Annotated in this window: 19 protein-coding genes; 6 read left to right on the top strand and 13 right to left on the bottom strand. The window is 65.0% G+C overall.

What is annotated here, in order from left to right:
* Positions 1–20: 20 nt before the first annotated feature.
* Positions 21–872, bottom strand: coding sequence for a 3-methyl-2-oxobutanoate hydroxymethyltransferase (gene panB / locus AB0P23_RS01070; protein ID WP_032368131.1), 852 nt, complete (start codon positions 870–872; stop codon positions 21–23).
* Between the two features lie 143 nt (positions 873–1015).
* Positions 1016–2740, bottom strand: coding sequence for an NAD+ synthase (locus AB0P23_RS01065; protein ID WP_032374377.1), 1725 nt, complete (start codon positions 2738–2740; stop codon positions 1016–1018).
* 83 nt (positions 2741–2823) lie between these two features.
* On the opposite strand from AB0P23_RS01065, the gene AB0P23_RS01060 reads away from it, so the two are divergent.
* The 3 genes from AB0P23_RS01060 (at position 2824) to AB0P23_RS01050 (ending at position 9021) form a co-directional block, all read left to right on the top strand.
* Positions 2824–4389 (top strand): alpha/beta hydrolase, encoded by a 1566-nt coding sequence (locus AB0P23_RS01060; protein ID WP_206498163.1) that lies wholly within the window; start codon positions 2824–2826, stop codon positions 4387–4389.
* A gap of 101 nt (positions 4390–4490) precedes the next feature.
* A complete protein-coding gene (gene glnA, locus AB0P23_RS01055; protein ID WP_363796605.1) occupies positions 4491–5831 on the top strand; it encodes a type I glutamate--ammonia ligase in 1341 nt (446 codons plus the stop codon).
* Positions 5832–5973: 142 nt separating this feature from the next.
* On the top strand, positions 5974–9021 hold the full coding sequence (locus AB0P23_RS01050) for a bifunctional [glutamine synthetase] adenylyltransferase/[glutamine synthetase]-adenylyl-L-tyrosine phosphorylase (protein WP_363796604.1): 3048 nt from the start codon (positions 5974–5976) through the stop codon (positions 9019–9021).
* Here AB0P23_RS01050 and AB0P23_RS01045 read toward each other — a convergent pair.
* The 5 genes from AB0P23_RS01045 to glnA (AB0P23_RS01025) all read right to left on the bottom strand — a co-directional run bounded on the left by AB0P23_RS01045 (position 9018) and on the right by glnA (AB0P23_RS01025) (position 14246).
* A complete protein-coding gene (locus AB0P23_RS01045) occupies positions 9018–10001 on the bottom strand; it encodes a glycine betaine ABC transporter substrate-binding protein (RefSeq protein ID WP_032382798.1) in 984 nt (327 codons plus the stop codon). The genes AB0P23_RS01050 and AB0P23_RS01045 overlap by 4 nt on opposite strands.
* Positions 10001–10786 (bottom strand): ABC transporter permease, encoded by a 786-nt coding sequence (locus AB0P23_RS01040; protein WP_027497409.1) that lies wholly within the window; start codon positions 10784–10786, stop codon positions 10001–10003. The genes AB0P23_RS01045 and AB0P23_RS01040 overlap by 1 nt, the downstream gene beginning before the upstream one ends.
* Positions 10783–11979: an ATP-binding cassette domain-containing protein gene (locus tag AB0P23_RS01035; protein ID WP_027497408.1), complete on the bottom strand. Its 1197-nt coding sequence runs from the start codon at positions 11977–11979 to the stop codon at positions 10783–10785. Before AB0P23_RS01035 ends, AB0P23_RS01040 begins: the two co-directional genes overlap by 4 nt.
* A complete protein-coding gene (locus tag AB0P23_RS01030; protein ID WP_027497407.1) occupies positions 11972–12622 on the bottom strand; it encodes an ABC transporter permease in 651 nt (216 codons plus the stop codon). The genes AB0P23_RS01035 and AB0P23_RS01030 overlap by 8 nt, the downstream gene beginning before the upstream one ends.
* Before the next feature lie 187 nt (positions 12623–12809).
* On the bottom strand, positions 12810–14246 hold the full coding sequence (gene glnA, locus AB0P23_RS01025; RefSeq protein WP_027497406.1) for a type I glutamate--ammonia ligase: 1437 nt from the start codon (positions 14244–14246) through the stop codon (positions 12810–12812).
* A 169-nt stretch (positions 14247–14415) separates the two neighbouring features.
* Here glnA (AB0P23_RS01025) and AB0P23_RS01020 point away from each other — a divergent pair, with 169 nt between their 5' ends.
* Positions 14416–14880: an RDD family protein gene (locus AB0P23_RS01020; RefSeq protein WP_032406716.1), complete on the top strand. Its 465-nt coding sequence runs from the start codon at positions 14416–14418 to the stop codon at positions 14878–14880.
* A 37-nt stretch (positions 14881–14917) separates the two neighbouring features.
* Here the strand turns inward: AB0P23_RS01020 and AB0P23_RS01015 are convergent, their stop codons facing one another.
* From AB0P23_RS01015 to sucB, 5 genes are all read right to left on the bottom strand, one after another.
* Positions 14918–15673 (bottom strand): DUF4191 domain-containing protein, encoded by a 756-nt coding sequence (locus AB0P23_RS01015; protein WP_027497404.1) that lies wholly within the window; start codon positions 15671–15673, stop codon positions 14918–14920.
* Positions 15674–15734: 61 nt separating this feature from the next.
* Positions 15735–16748 carry a lipoyl synthase gene (gene lipA, locus AB0P23_RS01010; protein ID WP_363796600.1) on the bottom strand — a complete coding sequence of 338 codons (1014 nt, stop codon included), beginning with the start codon at positions 16746–16748 and terminating at the stop codon, positions 15735–15737.
* Between the two features lie 10 nt (positions 16749–16758).
* A complete protein-coding gene (gene lipB, locus AB0P23_RS01005; protein ID WP_032370282.1) occupies positions 16759–17550 on the bottom strand; it encodes a lipoyl(octanoyl) transferase LipB in 792 nt (263 codons plus the stop codon).
* A 21-nt stretch (positions 17551–17571) separates the two neighbouring features.
* Positions 17572–18462: a TIGR01777 family oxidoreductase gene (locus AB0P23_RS01000; RefSeq protein WP_363796599.1), complete on the bottom strand. Its 891-nt coding sequence runs from the start codon at positions 18460–18462 to the stop codon at positions 17572–17574.
* 149 nt (positions 18463–18611) lie between these two features.
* Positions 18612–20405 carry a 2-oxoglutarate dehydrogenase, E2 component, dihydrolipoamide succinyltransferase gene (sucB, locus tag AB0P23_RS00995; RefSeq protein ID WP_032387845.1) on the bottom strand — a complete coding sequence of 598 codons (1794 nt, stop codon included), beginning with the start codon at positions 20403–20405 and terminating at the stop codon, positions 18612–18614.
* Between the two features lie 378 nt (positions 20406–20783).
* Between sucB and AB0P23_RS00990 the strand changes: the two genes are divergently transcribed.
* A complete protein-coding gene (locus AB0P23_RS00990; RefSeq protein ID WP_032368429.1) occupies positions 20784–21125 on the top strand; it encodes a hypothetical protein in 342 nt (113 codons plus the stop codon).
* A gap of 48 nt (positions 21126–21173) precedes the next feature.
* Here the strand turns inward: AB0P23_RS00990 and AB0P23_RS00985 are convergent, their stop codons facing one another.
* Complete coding sequence (locus tag AB0P23_RS00985) at positions 21174–22697, bottom strand: leucyl aminopeptidase (RefSeq protein WP_363796596.1); 1524 nt, start codon at positions 22695–22697, stop codon at positions 21174–21176.
* A 129-nt stretch (positions 22698–22826) separates the two neighbouring features.
* Between AB0P23_RS00985 and gcvT the strand changes: the two genes are divergently transcribed.
* Entirely contained in the window at positions 22827–23927 is a 1101-nt protein-coding gene (gene gcvT / locus AB0P23_RS00980; RefSeq protein ID WP_032374548.1) for a glycine cleavage system aminomethyltransferase GcvT, read from the top strand.
* Positions 23928–23965 lie beyond the last annotated feature (38 nt).

Below are 23965 nucleotides of genomic sequence, written 5' to 3'. Positions count from 1 at the left end.
CCGGGATCAGACGACGACGGTCAGTAGCTGTGTTCGGGTCCGGGGAAGACTCCCGAGCGCACCTCGGACATGTACGTGGTGGCTGCGGTGCGCAGCGAATCGCCCACGTCGGCGAACTTCTTGACGAACTTGGCGGTCTTGCCGTTGGTGTATCCGGCCATGTCCTGCCACACGAGAACCTGAGCGTCGCATTCGTTGCCCGCTCCGATGCCGACCGTCGGGATCGTGAGCTTGCGGGTGACCTGGCCGGCGATGTCGGCGGGGACCATCTCCATGACGACGGCGAAGGCACCTGCCTCCTGTACGGCGATGGCGTCGGCGACGAGTTGTTCGGACGCGTCACCGCGACCCTGAACGCGGAATCCGCCGAGGGTGTTGACGCTCTGCGGGGTGAATCCCACATGGGCCATGACGGGGATGCCGGCAGCGGTGATGGCGGCGATCTGCGGTGCGACCCGCTCGCCGCCCTCGAGCTTCACCGCGCCCGCGAGGCCTTCCTTCATGAAACGAACAGCGGTTTCGAGGGCCTGCTGCGGTGAGGCTTCGTAGGTACCGAAGGGCAGATCTGCGACGACGAGCGCGTGCGGTGCGCCGCGTACCACTCCACGTACGAGAGGAAGCAACTCGTCCACGGTGATCGGCACGGTGGTGTCGTAGCCGTACACGACGTTGGCCGCGGAGTCACCGACGAGAAGCACAGGCACGCCGGCTTCCTCGAAGATGCGGGCACTGGAGTAGTCGTACGCCGTCAGCATTCCCCAGCGCTCACCCTCTGCCTTCATCTGCAGCAGATGGTGGGTACGGGTCTTGCGGGTCAGCGCGGTCGCCGGAGATTCGGTGGACGAACCGCCGTACACAGCATTTTCGGACATCTTTGTCCCTTTCTGGTCCTCGAGGCCCGCCTGGCGGGTCCCCGGGATGGGGTGTGATGACGTGCTCAGTCTGCCACCGCCCTTCCGTCGCAGGAATGCTGGTAGGGAGTGCAATTTGTCACAGTCGCGCCAACAGCTGATCGTCACATCGGGGGCTCGTACGCGCCCCTCCCGACCGTGATCGGCATCCGGCGATCGCGCCCGAACGCCCGCGAGGTGACCTTGGTGCCGATCGGATACTGCCGCCGCTTGTATTCCGCTGTGTCCACCTTGCGCACGATGTCCGCCACGACGGACGCGTCGAAACCCGCCGCGACGATGTCTGCGACGCCCTGATCGTGGTCGACGTACCGAAACAGGATGGCGTCGAGGGTGTCGTAGTCGGGCAGTGAATCGGTATCGAGCTGACCCGGCCGAAGCTCGGCCGAGGGCGGCTTGTCGATGCTCGATTCGGGGATCGGCGGGACGTCTCCGCGGTCGATCGCGGACTCGTTGCGCCAGCGCGCCAATCCCCAGACCAGCGTCTTGGGCACGTCCTTGATCGGTGCGAAGCCGCCGACCGCGTCGCCGTAGATCGTCGAATAACCCACCGCCAGTTCGGACTTGTTCCCGGTGGCAAGGACCAGATGGCCGAAGGTGTTGGACAGCGCCATCAACACGATTCCCCGGCATCTCGCCTGGACGTTCTCCTCGGCCACGCCGGTCAAGTGCAGCTGGTCGACGAAGCCGGCGACCATCTGGGAAATCGGTTCGGTTCGAAAGTGAATGCCGGTGCGCGCGGCGAGATCCTCGGCATCGACGCGCGAATGCTCCGAGGAGAACTCCGAGGGCATCGACACTGCGTACACCGCGTCAGCGCCGAGGGCATCGACGGCGATGGCGGCGACGACCGCCGAATCGATTCCACCGGACAGACCGAGGGTGACCGCACGAAAGCCGTTCTTGTGCACGTAATCTCGTAGCCCGGTCACCAACGCGCCCCACACCTGTTCCTCGGCGCCGAGGGGCTGAGCCAGGGACGGCTCGGTACGCTGCCAGCCGCTGATCGCGACGTCGGGCAGAGCGACGCGATCGATCGTCCAGCCCGCCACCGCGGGGGAGTCCGCGACCGGATCCGCGGGGGCATCCACGTCGACGATCAGCAAGTGCTCGACGAATTGCGGAGCCCGGCCCCACGTCGAGCCGTCGGGACCGAGCACGAGACTTCCCCCGTCGAACACCAGCTCGTCCTGACCGCCGACCGCGTTCACGTACGCGATGGGGGTCCCGATCTCGGTGGCTCGGCGCTGGACGACAGAGTGACGAATCGTGTCCTTCCCCTGCTCGAAGGGGCTCGCGTTGAGGCACAGCAGTAGATCGACTCCGGCCGAGGCGTAGGCGGCAACGGATCCACCGGGTTGCCAGATATCCTCGCACACAACGAGTCCGAGTCGCATGCCGTTGACCGTCACGATGCTCAAACGGGAGCCGGGCGCGAAATAACGTGCCTCGTCGAACACCCGGTAGGTGGGCAATGAATGCTTGTCGTACCGAGCTGCGACCCGGCCGTCGACGATCACCGCCGCGCTGTTTCTCGAGCCCTCGACATCGCGGTCGAGATACCCGACCACGACGATGCGATCGCCGCACCCCGCTCGGTCCAGGGACTCCGCCAGCCCCGTCAGTGCCCGCGCCGATGCCGCGGCGAACGACGGATTCAACGCCAGATCCTCGACCGGATACCCGGTCAGGGCCATCTCCGGAAACACGACCACGTTGGCACCGTCATGGGCGGCACGGACGGTCCAATCGACGATTGCCGCCGCATTCGCTTCGAGATCGCCGACGACGGGATTGATCTGGGCGAGGGCGAGTCTGAGGGCCTGCACCGTGTAGACGCTAGTGCTCGACGGCCGTCCCTGCCGGGCAGCGAGAATGGAGTGTGGCCGGAAAGACCTGGCACGATCGACTCATGAGAACGCGCACCACGACGTCGGTCGTGGCACTGTCCGCAGTCGCCCTCGTCCTCGCCGGCTGCTCCGCGCCCGGGCCCGGTGCCGACCCCGATCCGTCCACCGCGTCCGACTCCACGTTCTCGGCTCCGGCCGGTCCTGTTCCTGCCGGGCTCGAGGCGTTCTACACCCAGAATCTGCAGTGGGAATCGTGCGAGTCCTACAACACGGATGGGTCCGAACTCGGCGACGCAGTCCAGTGCGACCGAGTGACCGTGCCACTCGACTACGCCGATCCGGGCGGCAAGACCATCGACATCGCGATCTCACGCACACAGGCGACGGGGGAGAAGATCGGGTCGATCCTGATGAACCCGGGCGGTCCGGGATCGTCGGGGCTCTACCTCGCCGAGCAAGCCGACGGCACCCCGATCGCCGACCGGTTCGACCGCATCGGATTCGATCCACGTGGAATCGGGGCCTCCGAACCCGAAGTGCGCTGCCTGACGTCCGAGGGAGTCGACGAAGAGCGTCGGGAACCGGACGTCGACGTCAGCCCGGAAGGGATCGCCGCCACCGAAGCCGATCATCGCGACTACGCGGCGCAATGTGTCGAACGCACCGGGGCCGACGTGCTCGAACACGTCGGCACCCGTGAAGTCGTCCGCGACATGGATGTCATCCGCGCAGTGCTCGGCGACGAGAAGCTCACGTACGTCGGGTACTCGTACGGGACACGCATCGGTACCGCCTACGCCGAGGCGTTCCCGTCGAACGTCCGGGCCATGGTGCTCGACGGAGCACTCGATCCCGACCAGTCGCCCGTCGACGAGGCCGTCGCCCAGGGTGCGGCGTTCCAGACCGCGTTCGACCAGTTCGCTGCGGACTGCACGCAGACGGATACCTGTCCGCTCGGCACCGATCCGTCCCAGGCCGTGGCGCAGTTCCGGACCTTGGTCGATCCGCTGGTCGACAAGCCCGCCGACACCACCGACCCGCGCGGACTGAGCTACGACGACGCGATCACCGGAGCGCAACAGGCGCTGTACTCACCGCAGCTCTGGCGCTTGCTGCGAGCCGGACTGAGCGAACTGCGAGAGGGAAGGGGAGACACACTGCTGCGCCTCGCCGACACCTACTCCGGACGGCTCGAGGACGGTAGCTACACCAACATCGACGACGCGTTCAACGCCGTCCGATGCGTCGACGGCCCGCCGACCACCGACCGGGGGGAGGCCGACGAGGCCGACGCCAGGTTCCGCGCGGCAGCGCCGTACCTCGACGACGGCCGCTCCGCCGGGAACGCGCCGCTGGATCTGTGTGCCTTCTGGCCGGTGCCGAACACCAGTGAGCCCCACATCGTGGAGGTGGAGGGGCTGCCCACGCTGGTGGTGGTCTCGACGACGAACGATCCGGCGACGCCCTACCAAGCGGGCGTGGAACTGGCCGACCAGCTGCGCGGCGACCTGGTCACCTACAACGGCACCCAACACACGGTGGCGTTCTCGGGAGTCGAGTGCATCGACGATCCGCTGACGAACTACCTCGTGGACCTCGTCCCACCAGGCGAAGGGCTGGTCTGCTGACACGTACCTCACCGGGCGCGCGGTGAGCGGAGAGTTCCACGAAGTGAGACTGAATTCACGATGTAACACAGATTTAACTCCGTTTGCTTACTCTCGCGTTCATGGATCGTCAAAAGGAATTCGTGCTCCGGACTCTCGAAGAGCGCGACATTCGTTTCGTCCGCCTCTGGTTCACCGACGTCCTCGGGTACCTCAAATCGGTGGCCATCGCGCCCGCTGAACTCGAAGGTGCATTCGACGAGGGAATCGGCTTCGACGGCAGCGCCATCGAAGGATTCGCCCGCGTCTCCGAGGCCGACACCGTCGCCAAGCCGGATCCGTCGACGTTCCAGATTCTGCCGTGGTCGACCAGCAAGGGTCACCAGCACTCTGCCCGCATGTTCTGCGACATCGCCATGCCCGACGGCTCGCCGTCCTGGGCCGATTCGCGCCACGTGCTGCGTCGCCAGCTGAGCAAGGCTGCCGACCTCGGATTCAGCTGCTACGTGCACCCCGAGATCGAATTCTTCTTGCTCAAAGACGCTCCCCAGGACGGCTCACCGCCGACCCCGGCAGACAACGGCGGCTACTTCGACCAGGCCGTGCACGACTCGGCTCCGAACTTCCGCAGGCATGCCATCGACGCGCTCGAGTCGATGGGCATCTCGGTCGAGTTCAGCCACCACGAGGCAGCGCCGGGCCAGCAGGAGATCGATCTGCGGTACGCGGACGCACTGTCCATGGCCGACAACATCATGACCTTCCGCTACGTGGTCAAGGAAGTCGCCATCGAAGAGGGCGTGCGCGCGACGTTCATGCCCAAACCGTTCAGCGACCAGGCCGGCTCGGCGATGCACACGCACATGAGTTTGTTCGAGGGCGACGCCAACGCCTTCCACAACCCGGACGATCCGATGCAGCTGTCCGAAACCGGCAAGTCCTTCATCGCCGGCATCCTCGAGCACGCCAACGAGATCAGTGCCGTGACCAACCAGTGGGTCAACTCGTACAAGCGTCTCGTGCGTGGTGGCGAAGCCCCGACCGCTGCATCCTGGGGACCGGCCAACCGGTCGGCATTGATTCGTGTGCCCATGTACACCCCGAACAAGACGTCGTCGCGACGCGTCGAGATTCGTAGCCCCGATTCGGCCTGCAACCCGTATCTCGCGTTCGCGGTGCTGCTCGCGGCAGGCCTGCGCGGAATCGAGAAGGGGTACACCCTTCCTCCCGAGGCCGAGGAAGACGTGTGGGCATTGACCTCCGCGGAGCGTCGCGCCATGGGCTACAAGGAACTGCCGGGCAACCTCGACCAAGCGCTCAACGCGATGGAGGGTTCCGAGCTGGTCGCAGAAGCACTGGGCGAGCACGTGTTCGACTTCTTCTTGCGCAACAAGCGTCGCGAGTGGGAGGAATACCGCAGCCACGTCACGCCGTACGAGCTGAGGGCGTACCTCGGTTTGTAGAGTAGCGGGGTCTGTAACAACCCACCGCTGCCATGGGCTACGTTCTAGTCGATCCCGAATGTAGGTTCGATGCCGGCGTGGGCACCCTCGCGTCGCATTACTGACGACGAGGTATATCTGTGGCACCCCGAGGTGGATTCTGATGGTGCGTCCTCCCACTTCCAGGTCGGTCGTACCCGGACCTGGCCGCCTCGGTCTCGTCGAGGAGACTGCGCCGTCCGATCTGCGCACCCTGGGCTGGACGGGCGAAGAGAGTCTGGAGCTGCTGTGGTCGCTCTCGCGTGCCCCCAACGCCGATCTCGCACTGCGCACGCTGGTGCGCATGTACGAGATGCTCGGCAGTGGCTGGGCCGAATTCGACACCGCACTGCGTAACGACAAGGGATTCCGCGGCCGCCTCCTGGGACTCGTCGGCGCGTCCAGTGCGCTCGCCGACCACCTCGTTGCCGACGACACCACCTGGCGGTTGTTACTGACCGCGGAAGGTCAGAGCAGCGGTGTCTCGGCGAAGATCCAGTTGCCCAGCAAGGCAACGCTGGTCGCGGAACTGCTCGAGGCCGTCGGGGCCGAGCCGGAGACCGGGCCCAATGCCGCACCCGATCTGTACCGGGCGTCCGTCACCGGCCCGCCCGCCGTGATCGCCCTGCGCAAGAAGTACCGCGACCAGATCATGGTGTTGGCCGCCTACGACCTCGCCGCGACCGTCGAGAACGAACCGGTCCTGCCGTACACGGTGGTGGGAGCCCAACTGTCCGACATGGCGGATGCGGCGCTCACTGCGGCTCTGGCGGTGGCGGTGGCGACCGTGTGTCCCGATGCCCCGTGTCCGACGCGGCTGGCCGTCATTGCCATGGGCAAATGCGGTGCGCGCGAACTCAATTACGTCTCGGACGTCGATGTCGTGTTCGTCGCCGAGCCGGCGGACTCACAGGCGAGTCGGATCGCCGGCGAGATGATGCGCATCGGGTCCTCGGCGTTCTTCGAGGTCGACGCTGCGCTTCGCCCCGAAGGTAAGCGCGGCGAGCTGGTTCGCACGCTCGACTCGCACGTGGCCTACTACAAGCGCTGGGCCAAGACCTGGGAGTTCCAGGCCCTGCTCAAGGCTCGGCCGATGACCGGCGATATCGCCCTCGGCAACGACTACGTCGATGCCGTCAACCCGATGGTGTGGCTGGCCAGTCAGCGCGAGGACTTCGTGCCCGAGGTCCGTGCGATGCGGCGACGAGTCGAGGAGATGGTGCCGACCGAGCTTCGAGAGCGGGAGATCAAACTCGGACGCGGCAGTCTGCGCGACGTCGAATTTGCCGTCCAGCTCCTGCAATTGGTGCACGGCCGAACGGATGAGTCGTTACGCGTACTGGGCACGACCGATGCACTGACGGCTCTGACCGAGGGCGGGTACGTCGGCCGCGACGACGCCGCGAATCTGACCGCGTCCTACGAATTCCTGCGACTCATCGAGCATCGCCTGCAGATGCAGAGAATGCGGAGAACACACACCCTGCCTCCACCGGACGATGAGGAATCGCTTCGGTGGCTGGCCCGTTCGGCGCACATGCGACCCGACGGCAATCGCGATGCGCTCGGTGTACTGAACGCCGAGATCAAGAGGAATGCCCAGCGCATCCGTCGGCTGCATGCGAAGCTCTTCTACCGGCCGTTGCTCGATTCGGTGGTCAAGTTCGACTCGGAGACAGTGCGTTTGACCCCCGACGCGGCGACGCGTCAGCTTGCCGCGCTGGGATATGCGACGCCGCAGAATGCGTTGGGCCACCTGCGAGCGCTGGTCGGTTCCGGTACTCGCCGCGGTCAGATTCAGGCCGTGCTGCTGCCGACCCTGCTCGAATGGCTCGCAGACACCCCCGACCCGGATGCGGGACTGCTCAATTACCGCCGGCTCTCGGAGTCGGCGGGGGAGCAGACGTGGTTCCTGCGGGTACTTCGCGACGAAGGCGCAGTGGCGCAACGGCTGATGATCGTGCTCGGATCCTCGGCCTATGTGCCGGATCTGCTGATCAAGGCCCCCGAGGTCATTCGCTTGTTCGCCGACGGCCCCACCGGCCCGCGTCTGCTCGACGTCGAGCCGGAGGAGACCTACCGCGCCATCCTGTCGTCCTCGGCTCGGTACGAGGATCCGGTGCGAGCGATCAACGCGGCGAGGGCGCTGCGGCGTCACGAGCTGGCACGGGTGGCGTCGGCAGACATCCTCGGCATGCTCGACGTACCTCAGGTGTGTCGGGCGCTGTCGTCGGTGTGGGCCGCCGTGATCAATGCCGCTCTGGCCGCTGCCATCAGAGCCAGCGAAATCGAGCGCGGCGAACCGGCACCGGCGACCCTGGCCGTCATCGGCATGGGACGCCTCGGCGGCGGCGAACTCGGCTACGGAAGCGACGCCGACGTGCTGTTCGTCTGCGAACCGGTGGACGGCGTCGACGAGACCGTTGCGGTCAAGTGGGCCAACACCATTGCCGATCGCATCCGGAAACTGCTCGGAGCGCCGAGCACCGACCCGCCTCTCGAAGTCGACACCGGCCTGCGCCCGGAAGGTCGCAACGGCCCGGTGGTGCGCACGCTGTCGTCCTACGCCGCGTACTACGCCCAGTGGGCTCAGGCCTGGGAGGTACAGGCTCTGCTGCGTGCGCATCAGGTGGCGGGAGATCAGGACCTGGGCATCCGCTTCCTGCTGATGGCCGACAAGGTTCGCTACCCCGAGGGGGGAGTGTCCGCCGACGCCGTCCGTGAGATTCGGCGTATCAAGGCGCGGATCGACTCCGAACGTCTCCCCAAGGGAGCCGACCCGGCCACCCACACCAAGCTCGGACGCGGGGGACTGGCGGACATCGAGTGGACCGTACAGCTCATCCAGCTCCGCTACGCACACAAGGTCGAGTCACTGCACAACACCTCGACGCTGCAAACTCTCGACGCGATCGGCGCAGCCGAGCTGATGAGTGAGACAGACATCGAGCTGCTGCGCGAAGCGTGGATCCTGGCGACGAAAGCGCGCAATGCGCTCGTCCTGGTTCGCGGTAAGCCGACCGACCAACTGCCGAGACCGGGTGCCGTCCTGTCCGCCGTCGCACAGGTGGCGGGGTGGGAGAACGGCGACGCCGGGGCATTCCTCGACAACTATCTGCGCGTCACGCGTCGGGCCAAGGCAGTCGTGGAGAGGACGTTCGGCGGGCTCTAGTCGCTGCCCGCGGTGACGAAGCCCTGCTCGACCATCCAGTCACGTGCGACGTCCGCGGGTTCGCGGCCGTCGATGTCGACCTGCTTGTTCAACTCCGAGATCGCTTCGTTGGTGAGCGCAGCGGAGATGGGCGCGGTGACCTCGGCTATCTCCGGATAGCGATCGGCGATCTCCTGCCGCACGACGACAGTCGCGTTGTACCGCGGGAAGAACGCCTTGTCGTCCTCGACCACGGTCAGATTCAGGCCCTTGATTCGGCCGTCGGTGGTGAACACCTCACCGAATCGGCACTGCGAACCGTCCGCAGTTGCCTGATAGATGACGCCGGTCTGCAGAATCTGCACCGAGATCGCGTTGGCGTCGAAACCGTACGTGGCGGCGAGGCCGGGGAGCCCGTCCTGGCGACTGTTGAACTCGGTCTCGACGCACAGCGACGCGGCGGCGGGATCTCGGTTCACCAGAGCGGCGTAGTCCGACAGCGTGCGCACACCGGTTTCCTGTGCGACCTGCTGATTCATGGCCAGCGCATAAGTGTTGTCCATCGGCGCGGGATTGACCCAGTCGATGCCGTTGGCCTTGTCGGCGTCGCGCACTGCCTCGAACTGTTCCGTGGCATCGGGAATGGGCTTCTCGTTGCCCAGGTAGTTGATCCACCCGGTTCCGGTGTACTCGTAGGCGAGGTCCACCTGGCCGTTCTGCATCGCGAGTCGAACGCTCTGCGAGCCCACGATGTTGGTGAGGTCTCGAACGTCGGCACCGGCTGCGCTCAGCGCGAATTCGAGGATGTAGCCGAGGATGATCTGCTCGGTGAAGTCCTTCGATCCGACGGTGAACTCGGCACCTTCGAGCCCCTCGAGCGGAGTGATGCTGCCGGCCTCGACCGACAACGGCATCGCGCCGCCGGACTGCAATCCGCACCCCGTCAGCGCGAGAACGGTGGTGGCGGACAGCGCTGCGAGTCGTCGGGTGGTGCGCCGCATCAGCGGAGTCCTTTCGGTCCGAGGTAGGCCTCGGCGAGTGCGCCCAGCCAATCCACCAACAGCGCGAGTGCTACCGCGAGAACGGCACCCACGACGAGAATGAGTGGTTGGTTGAGCTTGTAGCCGGTGTCGATCAGCACACCGAGCCCGCCTGCTCCGACCAGAAAGCTCAGAGTTGCGGTGCCGACGGCGAGCACGAGCGAGGTGCGCAGACCCGCCAGGATGAACGGCACCGCGAGCGGAAATTCGATGCGGCGCAGAATGCCCATGTTCGACATGCCCTGTCCGCGAGCGGCATCGATGTAGTTCGGCTCGACTGTCTGAAAGCCCAACATGGTGTTGCGCAGAACGGGGAGCAACGAATAGAACGCGATCGGGAGAACGCCGGTCCAGAAACCCGTTGCGCCCGTCCACAGGAACAACAACACCAGCAAGCCGACGGCCGGTGCGGCCTGCCCGATGTTCGCGATACCGATGAACAGTGGTGCAGCCTTGCGATACCCGTTGCGAGTCAACAGAATACCCAGAGGCACGGCGATGACGAGCACCAACGCGGTGACGACGAAGGTGATCAGCACATGCTCGAGAACCCGGGTGGAGATCGTGCTGATGTTGATCGTCTCGGCCTGCGTCGCGGTGAGGTCTCTGGTCAACGCGTAGACCAACAGAATCGCCACGATCACCAGCACCAGGGCCGGCTGGATGAGAAGACGAATTCGCTCGGCGCGCTTGGCAGTACGAGCGGCGTCCTTGGTCTCGTCGCCGGTATCGGCGAGTGTCGTCACGACGGAGTCCCAGCAGCTTCGCGCGGCTCGTCGTGATCGTTCGCGTGTTGCGACCGCAACGACTTGATGGTGTCGATCAGCACGTCGATGGTCACGGTGCCGACGTACTCGCCGCGATTGCCGGTGACGGTCGCCGTCGCATTGCCCTCGGACAGTAGAGCTTCCAGAGCATCCTGCAGGGTCGACTGGGTCGACACCAGTTCTCCCATCGGCACCCCGACGTCACGGAGGCTGCCCACACCCGCGAGGTGGCGTCGATCCGTCCACCGAATCGGGCGTCTACGGGAGTCGACGATGATTCCCCAGGCTTCGGGATCCGATCCCAGCGCGGAGTTCATCGACTCCACCGAGTCGTCCTCGCCGAACACCGGCACGTCGGACAGCTCGATGTCGCGTACTCGCATCAACGTCAGCTGCTTCAAAGCGGCTCCGGCTCCGACGAACCCGGCCACGGTGTCGTCGGCCGGGTTGGCGAGCACCGCCTCGGGAGTGTCGTACTGGAGGATCGTGGACTGGTTACCGAGCACGGCGATGCGGTCACCGAGCTTGACCGCCTCGTCGAAATCGTGCGTGACGAAAACGATGGTCTTGCCCAATTCTGCTTGCAGACGCATCAATTCGTCCTGCAGCAACCCGCGGGTGATCGGGTCGACGGCGCCGAACGGTTCGTCCATCAACAGCACCGGGGGATCGGCGGCAAGAGCGCGTGCGACTCCGACGCGTTGCTGCTGACCGCCGGAGAGCTGCCGCGGATAACGCTGGCGATAGACCGCCGGATCGAGGCCGACGAGGTCCAGCATCTCGTCCGTGCGGTCGTCGATTCGCTTCTTGTTCCACCCGATCAGACCCGGCACCATCCCGACGTTCTGCGCAATCGTCATGTGCGGGAACAGGCCTGCCTGCTGAATGGAATAACCGATGGTGCGGCGCAATTCGTTCGGATCGATCGACAGTGCGTCCTTGCCACCGATCGTGATGCGGCCCGATGTCGGCTCGATCAGACGGTTGATCATGCGCATCGTCGTCGTCTTGCCGCAACCGGACGGCCCGACGAGTACGACGACCTCGCCCGCGGGGATGGTCATCGACACGTTGTCGACGGCAGCGAGCTTCTGCCCCGGGTAGCTCTTGGTCACGTTCTCGAGCACGATTTCCGCGCCGGAGACATTCGATGTACGGGTCGAGTCACTCACGGATACCCCTCGAGGTGGTCAGTTTGCCGATCAACACGTAGATCCCATCGAGGATCAACGCCAGCAGGACGATCAGGACAGTGCCGGTCAGAGCCTGCGGTAGAGCTGTGGGGCTACCCACGCGGGCGAGGCCCGAGAAGAGGAGGTTGCCGAGTCCGGGACCCTTGGCGTACGCGGCGATGGCGAGAATGCCCATGGCCATCTGCGTACTGACGCGCATCCCGGTGAGGATCGACGGCCACGCGAGTGGGATCTCGATGCGGCGCAACACCAGAGCGCGGCTCATTCCGATTCCGCGGGCCGCGTCGGCAACGGCCGGATCGACGGCTGCCAAGCCCACCACGGTGTTTCGAATGATAGGGAGAAGCGAATACAGAACAAGAGCTGTCACAGTGGGTTTGACGCCCAGACCCAGCACCGGAATGAGAACTCCGAGCAGTGCGAACGACGGAATGGTGAGCACCGTACTCGCCAGGGCCGTGGCGACTGCGGAGCCCGCGGGGCTTCGGTACACGAGCACACCGATCGCCACCCCGATGACGGTTGCAATGACAACGCATTGAATGACGGCCGACACGTGGAGATATGAATCGATCGCCAACTGCCTTCGCCGCCCGACGATGAAATCCCACAGTGCATCCATGCAGTCGTCGTCCTCTGTTCGCCGGTAGCGGTAGTTGTCTTTACCCCGCGTACCGACTATCAAACGCCGACCGGTCTGAATTTCTTTGCGGATTGCCACAAAAGTTGCCGATCGGAAACAATCGAGAACGCGAAAAACGCCCGGCCGAAAAGCTTCGGCCGGGCGTTTCTTCGTGAAATCTACCGACTCACACGTCGTAGTAGAGCGAGAACTCGTACGGGTGCGGACGCAGGTTGACCGGAGCGATCTCCTGCTCACGCTTGAGCGAAATCCACGTCTCGATGAGGTCGGTGGTGAAGACGCCACCCTCGGTGAGGTAGTCGTGGTCGGCCTCGAGACGGTCGATGACCGCGTTCAGCGAGGTGGGTGCCTGAGGAATGTTCTTGGCTTCCTCGGGCGGCAACTCGTAGAGGTCCTTGTCGACCGGAGCCATCGGCTCGATCTTGTTCTTGATTCCGTCGAGGCCCGCCATCATCTGAGCGGCGAAGTTCAGGTACGGGTTACCCGAGGAGTCCGGCGCGCGGAACTCGAGGCGCTTGGCCTTCGGGTTGTTGCCGGTGATCGGGATACGCACCGCGGCGGAGCGGTTGCGCTGGCTGTAGACCAAGTTGATGGGAGCTTCGTAGCCCGGCACCAAACGGTGGTACGAGTTGATCGTCGGGTTGGTGAAGGCCAACAGCGACGGAGCGTGGTGCAGAATGCCGCCGATGTAGTGACGTGCCAGATCGGACAGTCCGGCGTATCCGGCCTCGTCGTGGAAGAGGGGCTTGCCGTCTTTCCACAGCGACTGGTGCACGTGCATGCCCGAGCCGTTGTCTCCGAACAGGGGCTTCGGCATGAACGTCGCGGACTTGCCGTTCTTCCATGCGGTGTTCTTGACGATGTACTTGAAGAGCTGCAGATCGTCGGCCGCGCGGAGCAGCGTGTTGAACTTGTAGTTGATCTCCTGCTGACCGCCGGTGCCGACCTCGTGGTGGGCACGCTCGAGCTCGAAGCCTGCGTTCTGCAGGTTGGTCGAGATCTCGTCACGCAGGTCGACGTAGTGGTCGTACGGTGCGACGGGGAAGTAGCCACCCTTGTAGCGGACCTTGTAGCCGAGGTTCGGTCCACCGTCGGCCTCGGTCTCGGCTCCGGTGTTCCACCAACCCGAGGACGAGTCGAGCTCGTAGAACGCGCCGTTGGCCTGCGAGTCGAAGCGCACGGAGTCGAAGATGTAGAACTCGGCCTCGGCACCGAAGAATGCGGTGTCGGCGATGCCGGTGCTGGCCAAGTACTCCTCGGCCTTGCGCGCAACGTTGCGCGGGTCGCGGCTGTACGCCTCACGCGTGAACGGGTCGTGGACGAAGAAGTCCATGTTGAGGGTCTTCGCGTTGCGGAACGGGTCGATCTGAGCGGTGGCGTAGTCCGGCAGCAGGATCATGTCGGACTCGTGGATCGACTGGAAGCCGCGGACGGACGAGCCGTCGAACGCGAGGCCGTCTTCCAGGGTGTCGGCCGTGAACGCCTTGGCAGCGATGGAGAAGTGCTGCTGTGCACCCGGCAGATCCGTGAATCGGATGTCGACGTATTCGATTCCTTCATCTGCGATGAACTTGATGACCTCTTGGGCCGTGGAAAACGCCACGCTTTTGCTCCTTAGTTGAGAGTCCGTCGAACTGACGGTATGGACTCGGTGTTGCCCGCCCGTCAAGCTCGTGTTTCGCCCGTGTTACACGTCGTGGTTCACGGTTGGCACGAACAACAGTACGTCCACCCGTTTTTCCGCGCGCCCGACCGCGCCTATCCTGGGAATCATGGCACGAATGACAGGGTCCTGGTTGTCCGGACCGGCGGCCGCGAACCCACGACCGCCGCAGAACTTCCGTGGGGAACAACTCGGTCTGCCCGCACAGGGCATCGGCGCACTCGCCGGAACCGGTCGTAGAGTCCTGGCGTTGCTGCTGGACTGGACGATGGCTACCGGTGTGGCGTCGCTGATTCTCGGCGGTTACACCACCAGCGGGCTGATCTCGACGATCGTGCTGGCCGTGTGGTTCGTCGTAGGAATCGCGAGCGTCTCGCTGTTCTCGTTCACCCCGGGGCAGTTCATCGTGGGAGTACAGGTGGGACGCATCGACGCCCATGCGCGAGTCGGTTTCGTCCGGGCATTGGTGCGCCAGCTCATCCTGCTGTTCGTCGTCCCGGCCGTGATCACCGATATGGACGGCAGGGGAATGCACGACCGCGCAACGGGAACAGCCCTGCTGCGGACCCGCTGAGGGGTCGACGCACCAGGGCTGTCGGTCGAAATACGGGTCAGCGTCGCTTCATGGTTCGCTGAACGCCCTTCATCTTGGCCCCGCCGGGAATCGGTCCCTTTGGCATTGCCGGGCCACCCTTGGTGCCCAACGCGGCCAGCCGTGACTCGATGGTGTCCATCCGCTTGCCGTCGATGTTCTTCGGCAACTTCGACAGGTACTTCTGCAAACCCGACAGTGGAATCTGGTTCTCCCCGTTGCCGACGATGATGTCGTAGATCGGGGTGTCGCCCACCAGCCGGGCGGTCTTCTTCTTCTCCTGGGCCAGCAGAGTCTTCACACGCTGCGGGGCACCCTCGGCAACGAGAATCACTCCCGGCTTTCCGATCACCCGGTGCACGGCATCGAGATGAGTGGTGCCTGCGATCGCATTGGTGACACGCCACGATCCCTGAAGATTGTCCAGGGCCCACGCCGCGGCACCGGCTTGACCGTCGGCCTTCTTGTACACGGACTTCTGGACCCGCCGGCCGAAGATGATGAACGCGACCAGCACGCCCAACAGGAGACCGATGGGGAGAAGGAACCACTGGAAGCCGAAGGCCAGACCGATCAGGAAGCCGATCAGCCCGAGACCGACCACCGCTCCGATCATCAGCGGAAGGAGAGCCTTGTCGTCCTTACGCTGCATTTGGAACGCCTGCCACAACTGGCTGCGCCGTTCCTTCGATGCCTGCTTGCGGGCTGCCTTGGCAGCCGCCTTTGCTTCCTTGCTGGGCTTTGCCGCTTTGCCAGCTTTACTGCCGTTCGCCATACCTCACAGGATACGGCCTGTGCCGACGCTCACGTGCATGGCGCCGGGTCGAGGGGAGCGATCAGCGAGGAGCCAGCCGAGCCATCAACGAGCTGGCCTCCTGAGAAGCTTCACCGCCGTCGGTGAGGTGGCTCATGCTCTCGGGCAGTTCGCGACCGTGGTGCGCCATGGCCTGCGCGTAGAGGCGTCCGGCGCGGTACGAGGAGCGGACCAACGGGCCGGCCAGAACTCCGGCGAACCCGACCTCGGTGGCGTAGTCGGAGTGCTCGACGAACTCCTCCGGCTTGACCCACCGCTCGACGGGGTGGTGCCGCGGTGACGGTCGCAGGTACTGGGTGATCGTCAGAATGTCGCAGCCCGCCTCGTGCAGGTCGCGAATCGCTTCCTGGACTTCCTCGGGAGTCTCGCCCATGCCGAGAATGAGATTCGACTTGGTGACCAGACCGTCGTCACGCGCTGCGGTGATGACGTCCATCGACCGCTGATACCGGAAAGCCGGACGGATGCGCTTGAAGATGCGCGGCACGGTCTCGACGTTGTGGGCCAACACCTCCGGGCGGGAGGAGAACACCTCGGCCAGCTGGTCGGGGTTGGCGTTGAAGTCGGGGATCAGCAGCTCGACGCCGGTGTTGGGGTTGAGCTTCTTGATGTACCGGACGGTCTCTGCGTACAGCCACGCACCACCGTCTTCGAGGTCGTCGCGGGCGACTCCGGTGATCGTGGAGTAGCGCAGGCCCATGGCCTGCACACTCTCCGCCACGCGGCGAGGCTCGTCGCGATCGAGATCCTCGGGCTTGCCGGTATCGATCTGGCAGAAATCGCATCGACGGGTGCATTGTTCGCCGCCGATGAGGAAGGTCGCCTCGCGATCTTCCCAGCATTCGTAGATATTCGGGCAGCCGGCTTCCTCGCACACCGTGTGCAGACCCTCACGCTTCACAAGACCTTTGAGCTCGGTGTATTCCGGGCCCATCTTGGCTTTGGTCTTGATCCAGCTGGGTTTGCGTTCGATGGGGGTCTCCGCATTTCGGATCTCGAGGCGGAGCAGCTTGCGTCCTTCTGGGGCCACAGTCACGCCAGCAATGCTACGCGCCGAACCGAACCGTCGTGAATTGCGGGTTCACCGTCGCGGTGGTGATCTCCGGGTGCTCGAGCTCGTGCTCTCTGACCGGCATCGATCCGTCCAACGCAGCCAGAACTGCCGTCGTGACCGACTCGAGTACCTCGGCGACCGGGACGTCTCGCCCCAGCTCGAGCGACAGCGACGTCACACCGGCGTCGGCGATTCCGCACGGCACGATCGCGTCGAAACCCGTCATCGCCGAATTGCAGTTGAGGGAGAAGCCGTGGAGGGTCACTCCGCGCTGAACTCGCACGCCGATGGCCGCGATCTTGCGTTCGGGTAGAAGCACGCCGTCGCGAACCTCGGACGCGAGCCACACCCCGGACCTGCCGTCCACCCGCCCGCACGCGATGCCGTGATCGGACACCACGGAAATCAGCGCTTCCTCGATCCGGCGGACGTACTTGACGACATCGATGGGCTGTGCCAGCGCGACGATGGGGTAGCCGACCAGTTGACCCGGCCCGTGCCAGGTGATCTTGCCGCCGCGGTCCACCTCGACCACGGGGGTACCGTCGCGCGGCATGTCTTCTTCCGAGGTGCGCCGCCCCGCGGTGTACACGGAAGGGTGCTCGAGCAACAGCAACGTGTCCGGGCCCCGATTGTCGGCGCGGGCGTCGGCCAGTTCCCGCTGGAGAGCCCACGCCTGGGTGTACTCGACGGTGCCCAGCTCTCGCACGACGACCGGTTCGCTGCTGGCCCGGGCAGAGTCGGTGCCGGTGGCCGGAATCGACGGGGCGTTCACGTCACTCATGAACCGAGACGCTACGCCGGGTCATGAGCCGACAGCCACCCGCAGTGCCTCGCCCACGGTGTTGTGCTCGAAGGTGTAGCCGGCGTCCTCGAGTGCCTTGGGAATGGCTCGCGGCCCGGTCAGGATCGCCTCCTCGGCAAATTCACCGATGACCGCTTTCAGGGCGAATCCGGGCACCACCCACGGGGCCGGACGATGCACCGCTCGCGACATCGCGCTGTTGAACTGGGCGTTGGTCACCGGAGTCGGCCCCACCATGTTGACCGGTCCGCGCAGCGAGTCGTTCTCGATACCGTGCACGATGGCACCGATTTCGTCTTCCAACGAAATCCACGGGAAGTACTGTCGGCCACTGCCCAATCGACCACCGAGCGCGAACAGGTACAGCGGGCGCAGCTTGCCCAGCATGCCGCCGCGCTGCGACAGCACCACTCCGGTGCGCAACAGAATCGTGCGAACACCGGCCTCCGACGCCGCAGCCGTGGCGTTCTCCCAATCGCGGCACACCTCGGCGAGAAATCCGTCTCCTACCGGAGCGGTCTCGTCGACCACGCGGTCGCCGGTGTCACCGTAGAAATTGACGCCGCTGGCATTGATCAGGGTGGGGACACCCGCGTCGGCCGCAGCCGACGCGATCACCTCGGTGGGCGCTATGCGACTGTCGCGGACCAGTTGTTTGTACGCACCGGACCATCTCTTGTCGCCGATACCGACACCACACAGATTGACGACCGCATCGGCACCGGCCAGCACAGCGGGGTCGAGATTGCCGTGCGACGGGTCCCACTGCGACTCGTCCGGTCCCGCCGGTGAACGTCTGACCAGTCTGGTGACGTCGTGGCTGCGGCCGCGTAACGCTGCAACGAGAGCTGTGCCGATCAAGCCTGATGAACCTGCAATGACTACGCGCATGTGAACGAAAGCCTCCTTGACGCACTCCGGGGCACCATTCGCGAACGAATGATGCCCCGGATGCTCTGTCCGTGCCCCTGGTGAACGAGACCCCGATGCGAATGTTTCGCGCTCCTACGAGAATACGTGGCGCGACACTCGCCGGTTGTCTACAGACCCAGATCGGCCTCGAACGATGCCACTTCGAGACGCTGCTTGATGGTCGTCAGGAAGCGTCCTGCGTCGGCTCCGTCCACCAGCCGGTGGTCGTAGGTGAGCGGCAGGTAGCACATCGAGCGAACACCGATCGATTCGTTGCCCGAGTCGTCCTTGACGACGACGGGACGCTTGACGATCGCACCCGTACCCAGCATGGCAGCCTGCGGCGGAACCAGGATCGGGGTGTCGAACAGCGCGCCCTGGCTGCCGATGTTGGTGATCGTGAACGTGCCACCGGACAGCTCGTCGGGCTTGAGTCCACCCGAACGGGCGCGGGTGGCGATGTCGTTGATCGCCCGCGCGAGTCCGGCCAGCGACAGGTCGCCGGCGTTGTGGATGACGGGGGAGAGCAGGCCCTGCTCGGTGTCCACGGCGATGCCGAGGTGGACATCGGCGTGGTACGTGATCTCCTTGGCGTCCTCGTTGATGCTGGCGTTGACGTTCGGGTGAGCCTTGAGTGCTTCCACGACCGCCTTCGCGAAGAACGGCAGGTACGTCAGGTTGACGCCCTCGTTCTCGGCGAACTTCGCCTTCGCCTTGGTACGCAGGCCGGCGATCTTCGTCACGTCGACCTCGAAGGTCTGCGTCAGCTGAGCAGAAGTCTGCAGCGACTCACGCGTCTTCTTCGCGGTGATCTGACGAATTCGGTTGATCTTCTGCGTGGTGCCGCGCAGGTGTGCGAGCTCGGGACGAACTCCCGCGGTCGCCGGTGCTGCGGGCTTCGACGCTGCGGCGGGTGCCGCGGCCTCGGCCGGAGCAGCGGGAGCCTTCTTGGCCTCGGCTGCAGCGAGAACGTCCTGCTTGCGGATGCGTCCACCCACGCCGGTGCCCTTGACGGACGACAGATCGACGTCGTTGTCCGACGCCAACTTGCGGACCAGGGGAGTGACGTACGGGCTCGAATCGCCCGACGGTGCCGATTCCTTGGCGGGAGCGGCCTTGGGAGCCTCCTGCTTCGGTTCGGGCTTCGGCTCGGCCTTGGGAGCTTCCTTCTTGGGGGCTTCCTGCTTCGGCTCGGGCTTCGGCTCTTCCTTGGGCTCTTCGGCCTTCGGGGCCTCGGGCTCCGGAGTTGCCTCGGGCTCGGGGGCCTTCTCGGCGGGCGAGCCGGAGCCGATGACTGCGAGCTGGCCGCCGACGGCCACGGTGTCGTCTTCCTCGGCGGAGATCTCGAGCAGGGTGCCTGCGACCGGAGACGGAATCTCGGTGTCGACCTTGTCCGTGGATACCTCGAGAAGCGGCTCGTCCACTGCAACCTCGTCGCCGACGGCCTTGAGCCAGCGGGTCACGGTGCCCTCGGTGACGGACTCACCCAACTCGGGCATCGTCACCGGGGTGCCGGATCCGGACGAGTCGGAGGAGCTGGAAGAGGCACTTGCTGCGGGAGCTTCCTGCTCGGCCTGCGGCTCGGGCTCGGCTGCGGGAGTGGGCTCCTCGGCAGGCTCCTCCGGCGCCGACTCCTCGGCGGGAGCGGCGTCCTCGGCCGGCGCGTCGGACGAGGAAGACTCGTCCGCGTCACCGATCTGAGCGAGCTCGCCACCGATCTCGACGGTGTCGTCTTCCTGAGCGACGATCTTGGTGAGAACACCGGCAGCAGGCGACGGGATCTCGGTATCGACCTTGTCCGTGGAGACTTCGAGCAATGGCTCGTCGACTTCGACGGTGTCGCCTTCTTGTTTGAGCCACCTCGTGACAGTTCCCTCGGTGACACTCTCACCGAGAGCTGGCATCTGGACGGAGAAGGCCATGTCTGTTGACTCCTCGACAGTTGTATGCGGGTGATGTAGTTCTTACGACTTGTGGTCGCAGACCATTGTGCTGGCGGAACAGGGTTCATGGACGAGAGTTGGGTGATTCGGTTCGACGGAGGCACCGGTGCGATCGACACTCACCGAGCACGTTCGGCTCGATCCAGCGCCCACGTCGACACTCCCTCTCGGCAACTCACTTACTCACTTCACGAGCCTTGGTTCACAATCAAGAGAGCTGAACCCTCTAATGTCATCCTTCCATTGATGTCGCCTCGCCGTTCCCCTAGGGCGTGCAACACGCCTGTCGAACTGGTGGGTAACAAAGATCCGGCACCGAAACTCGGACTTCGCCGGCCGTACGAAAGAGGAGTTCGCGTGGGATTGTTCGATCGATTCAAGTCGAGCGGCGGGGGCGCGAAACGGGCACCCGAAGGCTCGGTTGCCCAGTACCTGGCCGATTGGACCTCGGCGCGAATCGGCGTCGAGGCCTACGTGGAACCGAAAACGACGGTCACGCCGCTGACGGTGGTTCTGGTCGCGAACGACGGTGAGTGGACGCGTCGACCGCTCGATGAAAAATATGTACGAAAGATCGGATCGGACCTGAAGATTCCGGTGTACGACGTCCGCAAGACGGGCTATCCGCAGCGGATGCGTGATCACGACGCTCGGCAGAAGATCGTTCGGCAGCGCGAACAACAGCAGCGCGACAGCTGACACCGTCCGTGCGCGAGGGCATGGGCCTCGCGCACGGACGGGAGACGATCAACCGTTGTCGGCGATGTCCTCGAGAACCGCGAACATGGTTCGGACCGGAACCCCGGTGCCGCCCTTGCCGGTGTAGCCGAACGGACCACCGGTGTTGTATGCCGGGCCGGCAACGTCGATGTGAGCCCATTCCACGCCGTCGGCGACGAATTCCTTCAAGAACAGAGCAGCGGCGAGCATGCCACCTGCTCGACCGTTGGTGACGTTCGCGAGATCTGCGATCTTGGAGTCGAGTTCGCGGCGAATCTCCTTCGGCAACGGCATGGCCCATCCGTTCTCGCCGATCGCCTGCGAGATTGCTGCGACGCGGTCGCGGAAGTCGTCGGTACCCATCACGCCGGGAGTCCTGTTGCCGAGTGCGACGACCTGAGCGCCCGTCAGCGTCGCGGTGTCGATCAGGTAGTCCGGATCGTCCTCGCAGGCCCGCACGATCGCGTCGGCGAGTACCAAGCGGCCCTCGGCGTCGGTGTTGATCACCTCGACGGTGATGCCGCCGTACTGGGTGAGCACATCGCCGGGGCGCTGGGCGGTGCCCGACGGCATGTTCTCCGCCATCGGGACGGTGGCGATGACGTCGAGCGGCAGACCGACCTTGGCGGCGAGCACCACCGTGGCGATGACCGCTGCCGCACCGCCCATGTCCGAGGTCATGTTCTCCATGCCGGCAGCAGGTTTGATGGAGATGCCGCCGGTGTCGAACGTGATTCCCTTACCGACGAGGGCAACCTTCTTCGCGCCGCGCTTGCCTCCCGAGTGCGTCAGGCGCACGAGCCGAGGCAGTCGGGACGATCCCTTGCCCACTCCGTGAATGCCGCCGTAGCCGCCCTTCTCGAGTGCTTTGTCGTCGAGAATCTCGACCTCGAGACCGGCCGCCTTGCCCAGCGCCTTGGCCTGATCCGCGAACGCCTCCGGATAGAGATGGCTGGGTGGAGTGTTGACGAAATCCCTTGCGACAGCCACTGATTCGGCAATCGCGATCGACCTCTCCAATTCGCGCTTGGCATCTTTGGAGCGAGTGTCGGGCACCAACAACTCGATCCGAGTCACCGGAAGCGCAGACGGCTTCGGTGCCGAGAGAGCCGACTTGAACTCGGCGAACTGGTACGCGCCGAGGAAGAAGCCCTCGGCAGCCGCACCCAGATCGAGCGCCGAGAGCGTCGTGGCCGCCGTCTCGACACCGGACAGCGCGCGAGCCGCGGTGCCGGCCGAGTGACGAATGCGTTCACTGTCGATGTCGGCGGCGTTGCCGAGGCCCACGGCCAACACACTCGCCACGGCCAGGCCGGCCGGAGCCGGAATACGCACCACTTCGTCGGCCTTGCCGGTGGCACCGACGGCTTCGAACGCGTCGAGCAATTCGGTGGCGATCGCATCGTCGGAAATGTCGTCGGTGATGGAGAGTTCGAGGCCGTCGTCACTCGTGCTCAATGCGACGACGAGTACGTCGACTTTCTTACCGAGCTTGCCCGCGAGAACCAGGTCGGGTCCGAGAGTGCGGGTGAGCGTCGAGGGGGAAGGCACGTGGCTGCTCCTGTAGGGGTTGACGTGTATGTCCCTCGATCCTAATGACGGTCGGCGGCGTCGACGATCGAGGGACGCACCGGGGCGACCGACCTGAGACGCTCCGCGAGGTGAGCTAGCGTGGCCGCCATGACCGACACCGAGTTGATCGAAGGACCACTCCACGCCGTGCACACCGAACTCGGCGCGACGTTCGCACCGTTCGGTGGATGGACCATGCCGGTCTCGTACGCCGGCGTCGTCGTCGAGCACGCGGCAGTGCGTGAAACGGTGGGTCTGTTCGACGTCGGCCACCTCGGCAAGGCGTCGGTGACCGGCCCCGGGGCCGCCGCATTCGTGAACTCCGTCCTCACCAACGACCTGACCAGAATCGAACCGGGCAAAGCGCAATACACGCTGTGCTGCACCGAGTCCGGTGGCGTCGTCGACGACCTGATCGCCTACTTCGTCTCCGACGAGGACGTGTTTCTGGTACCCAATGCTGCGAACACGGCAGCTGTGGTCGAGGCGATGGCTGCCGCTGCCCCCGCCGGGGTCTCGGTGGTGAACCGGCACCGCGAGTTCGGAGTGCTGGCCGTGCAGGGGCCGAAGGCGTCCGAGGTTCTGCAGGAACTGGGTCTACCGACCGATATGGACTACATGGCATTCGAGGACGCCACCTGGAACTCGCTGCCTGTCCGGGTCTGCCGCACGGGTTACACCGGCGAACAGGGCTACGAGCTGATCCCGTCTGCCGACGACGTGAAACCGTTGTTCCTGGCGCTGCTGGCTGCGGTGCGGTCTCGGGACGGTCAGGTGTGCGGGCTCGGAGCGCGCGACACGCTGCGCACCGAAATGGGGTACCCGCTGCACGGACACGAACTGGCGCAGGACATCTCGCCCCTCGAAGCACGATGCGGCTGGGCGATCGGGTGGAACAAGGACTCGTTCTGGGGCAAGGACGCATTGACCGCCCAGAAGGCAGACGGTCCGGCACGGATTCTGCGCGGGCTCAAAGCTCTCGATCGCGGCGTTCTACGCCCCGGTCTCACGGTGCGCGCGTCGGGACGCGATCTCGGAACGACGACCTCCGGCACTTTCTCGCCCACTCTCAAGGTCGGTATCGCCCTTGCACTCCTCGACGCGCAGGCCGCTCCCGCGGTGGGTTCGGAGGTCGAGGTCGACGTTCGGGGCCGCGCCCTGCGCTGCGAAGTGGTCGCACCGCCGTTCGTCGTCGCCAAGACCAGGTGACCGCGTGAGACCGCCACGAACCCCACGATAGGATTCCC

The sequence above is a fragment of the Rhodococcus sp. NPDC077669 genome (assembly GCF_040686915.1).
In the GTDB taxonomy this organism is placed as follows: domain Bacteria; phylum Actinomycetota; class Actinomycetes; order Mycobacteriales; family Mycobacteriaceae; genus Rhodococcoides; species Rhodococcoides fascians.
The sequence above is the reverse complement of the archived record's forward strand: the minus strand, read 5'-3'. Positions and strand labels throughout refer to the sequence as shown.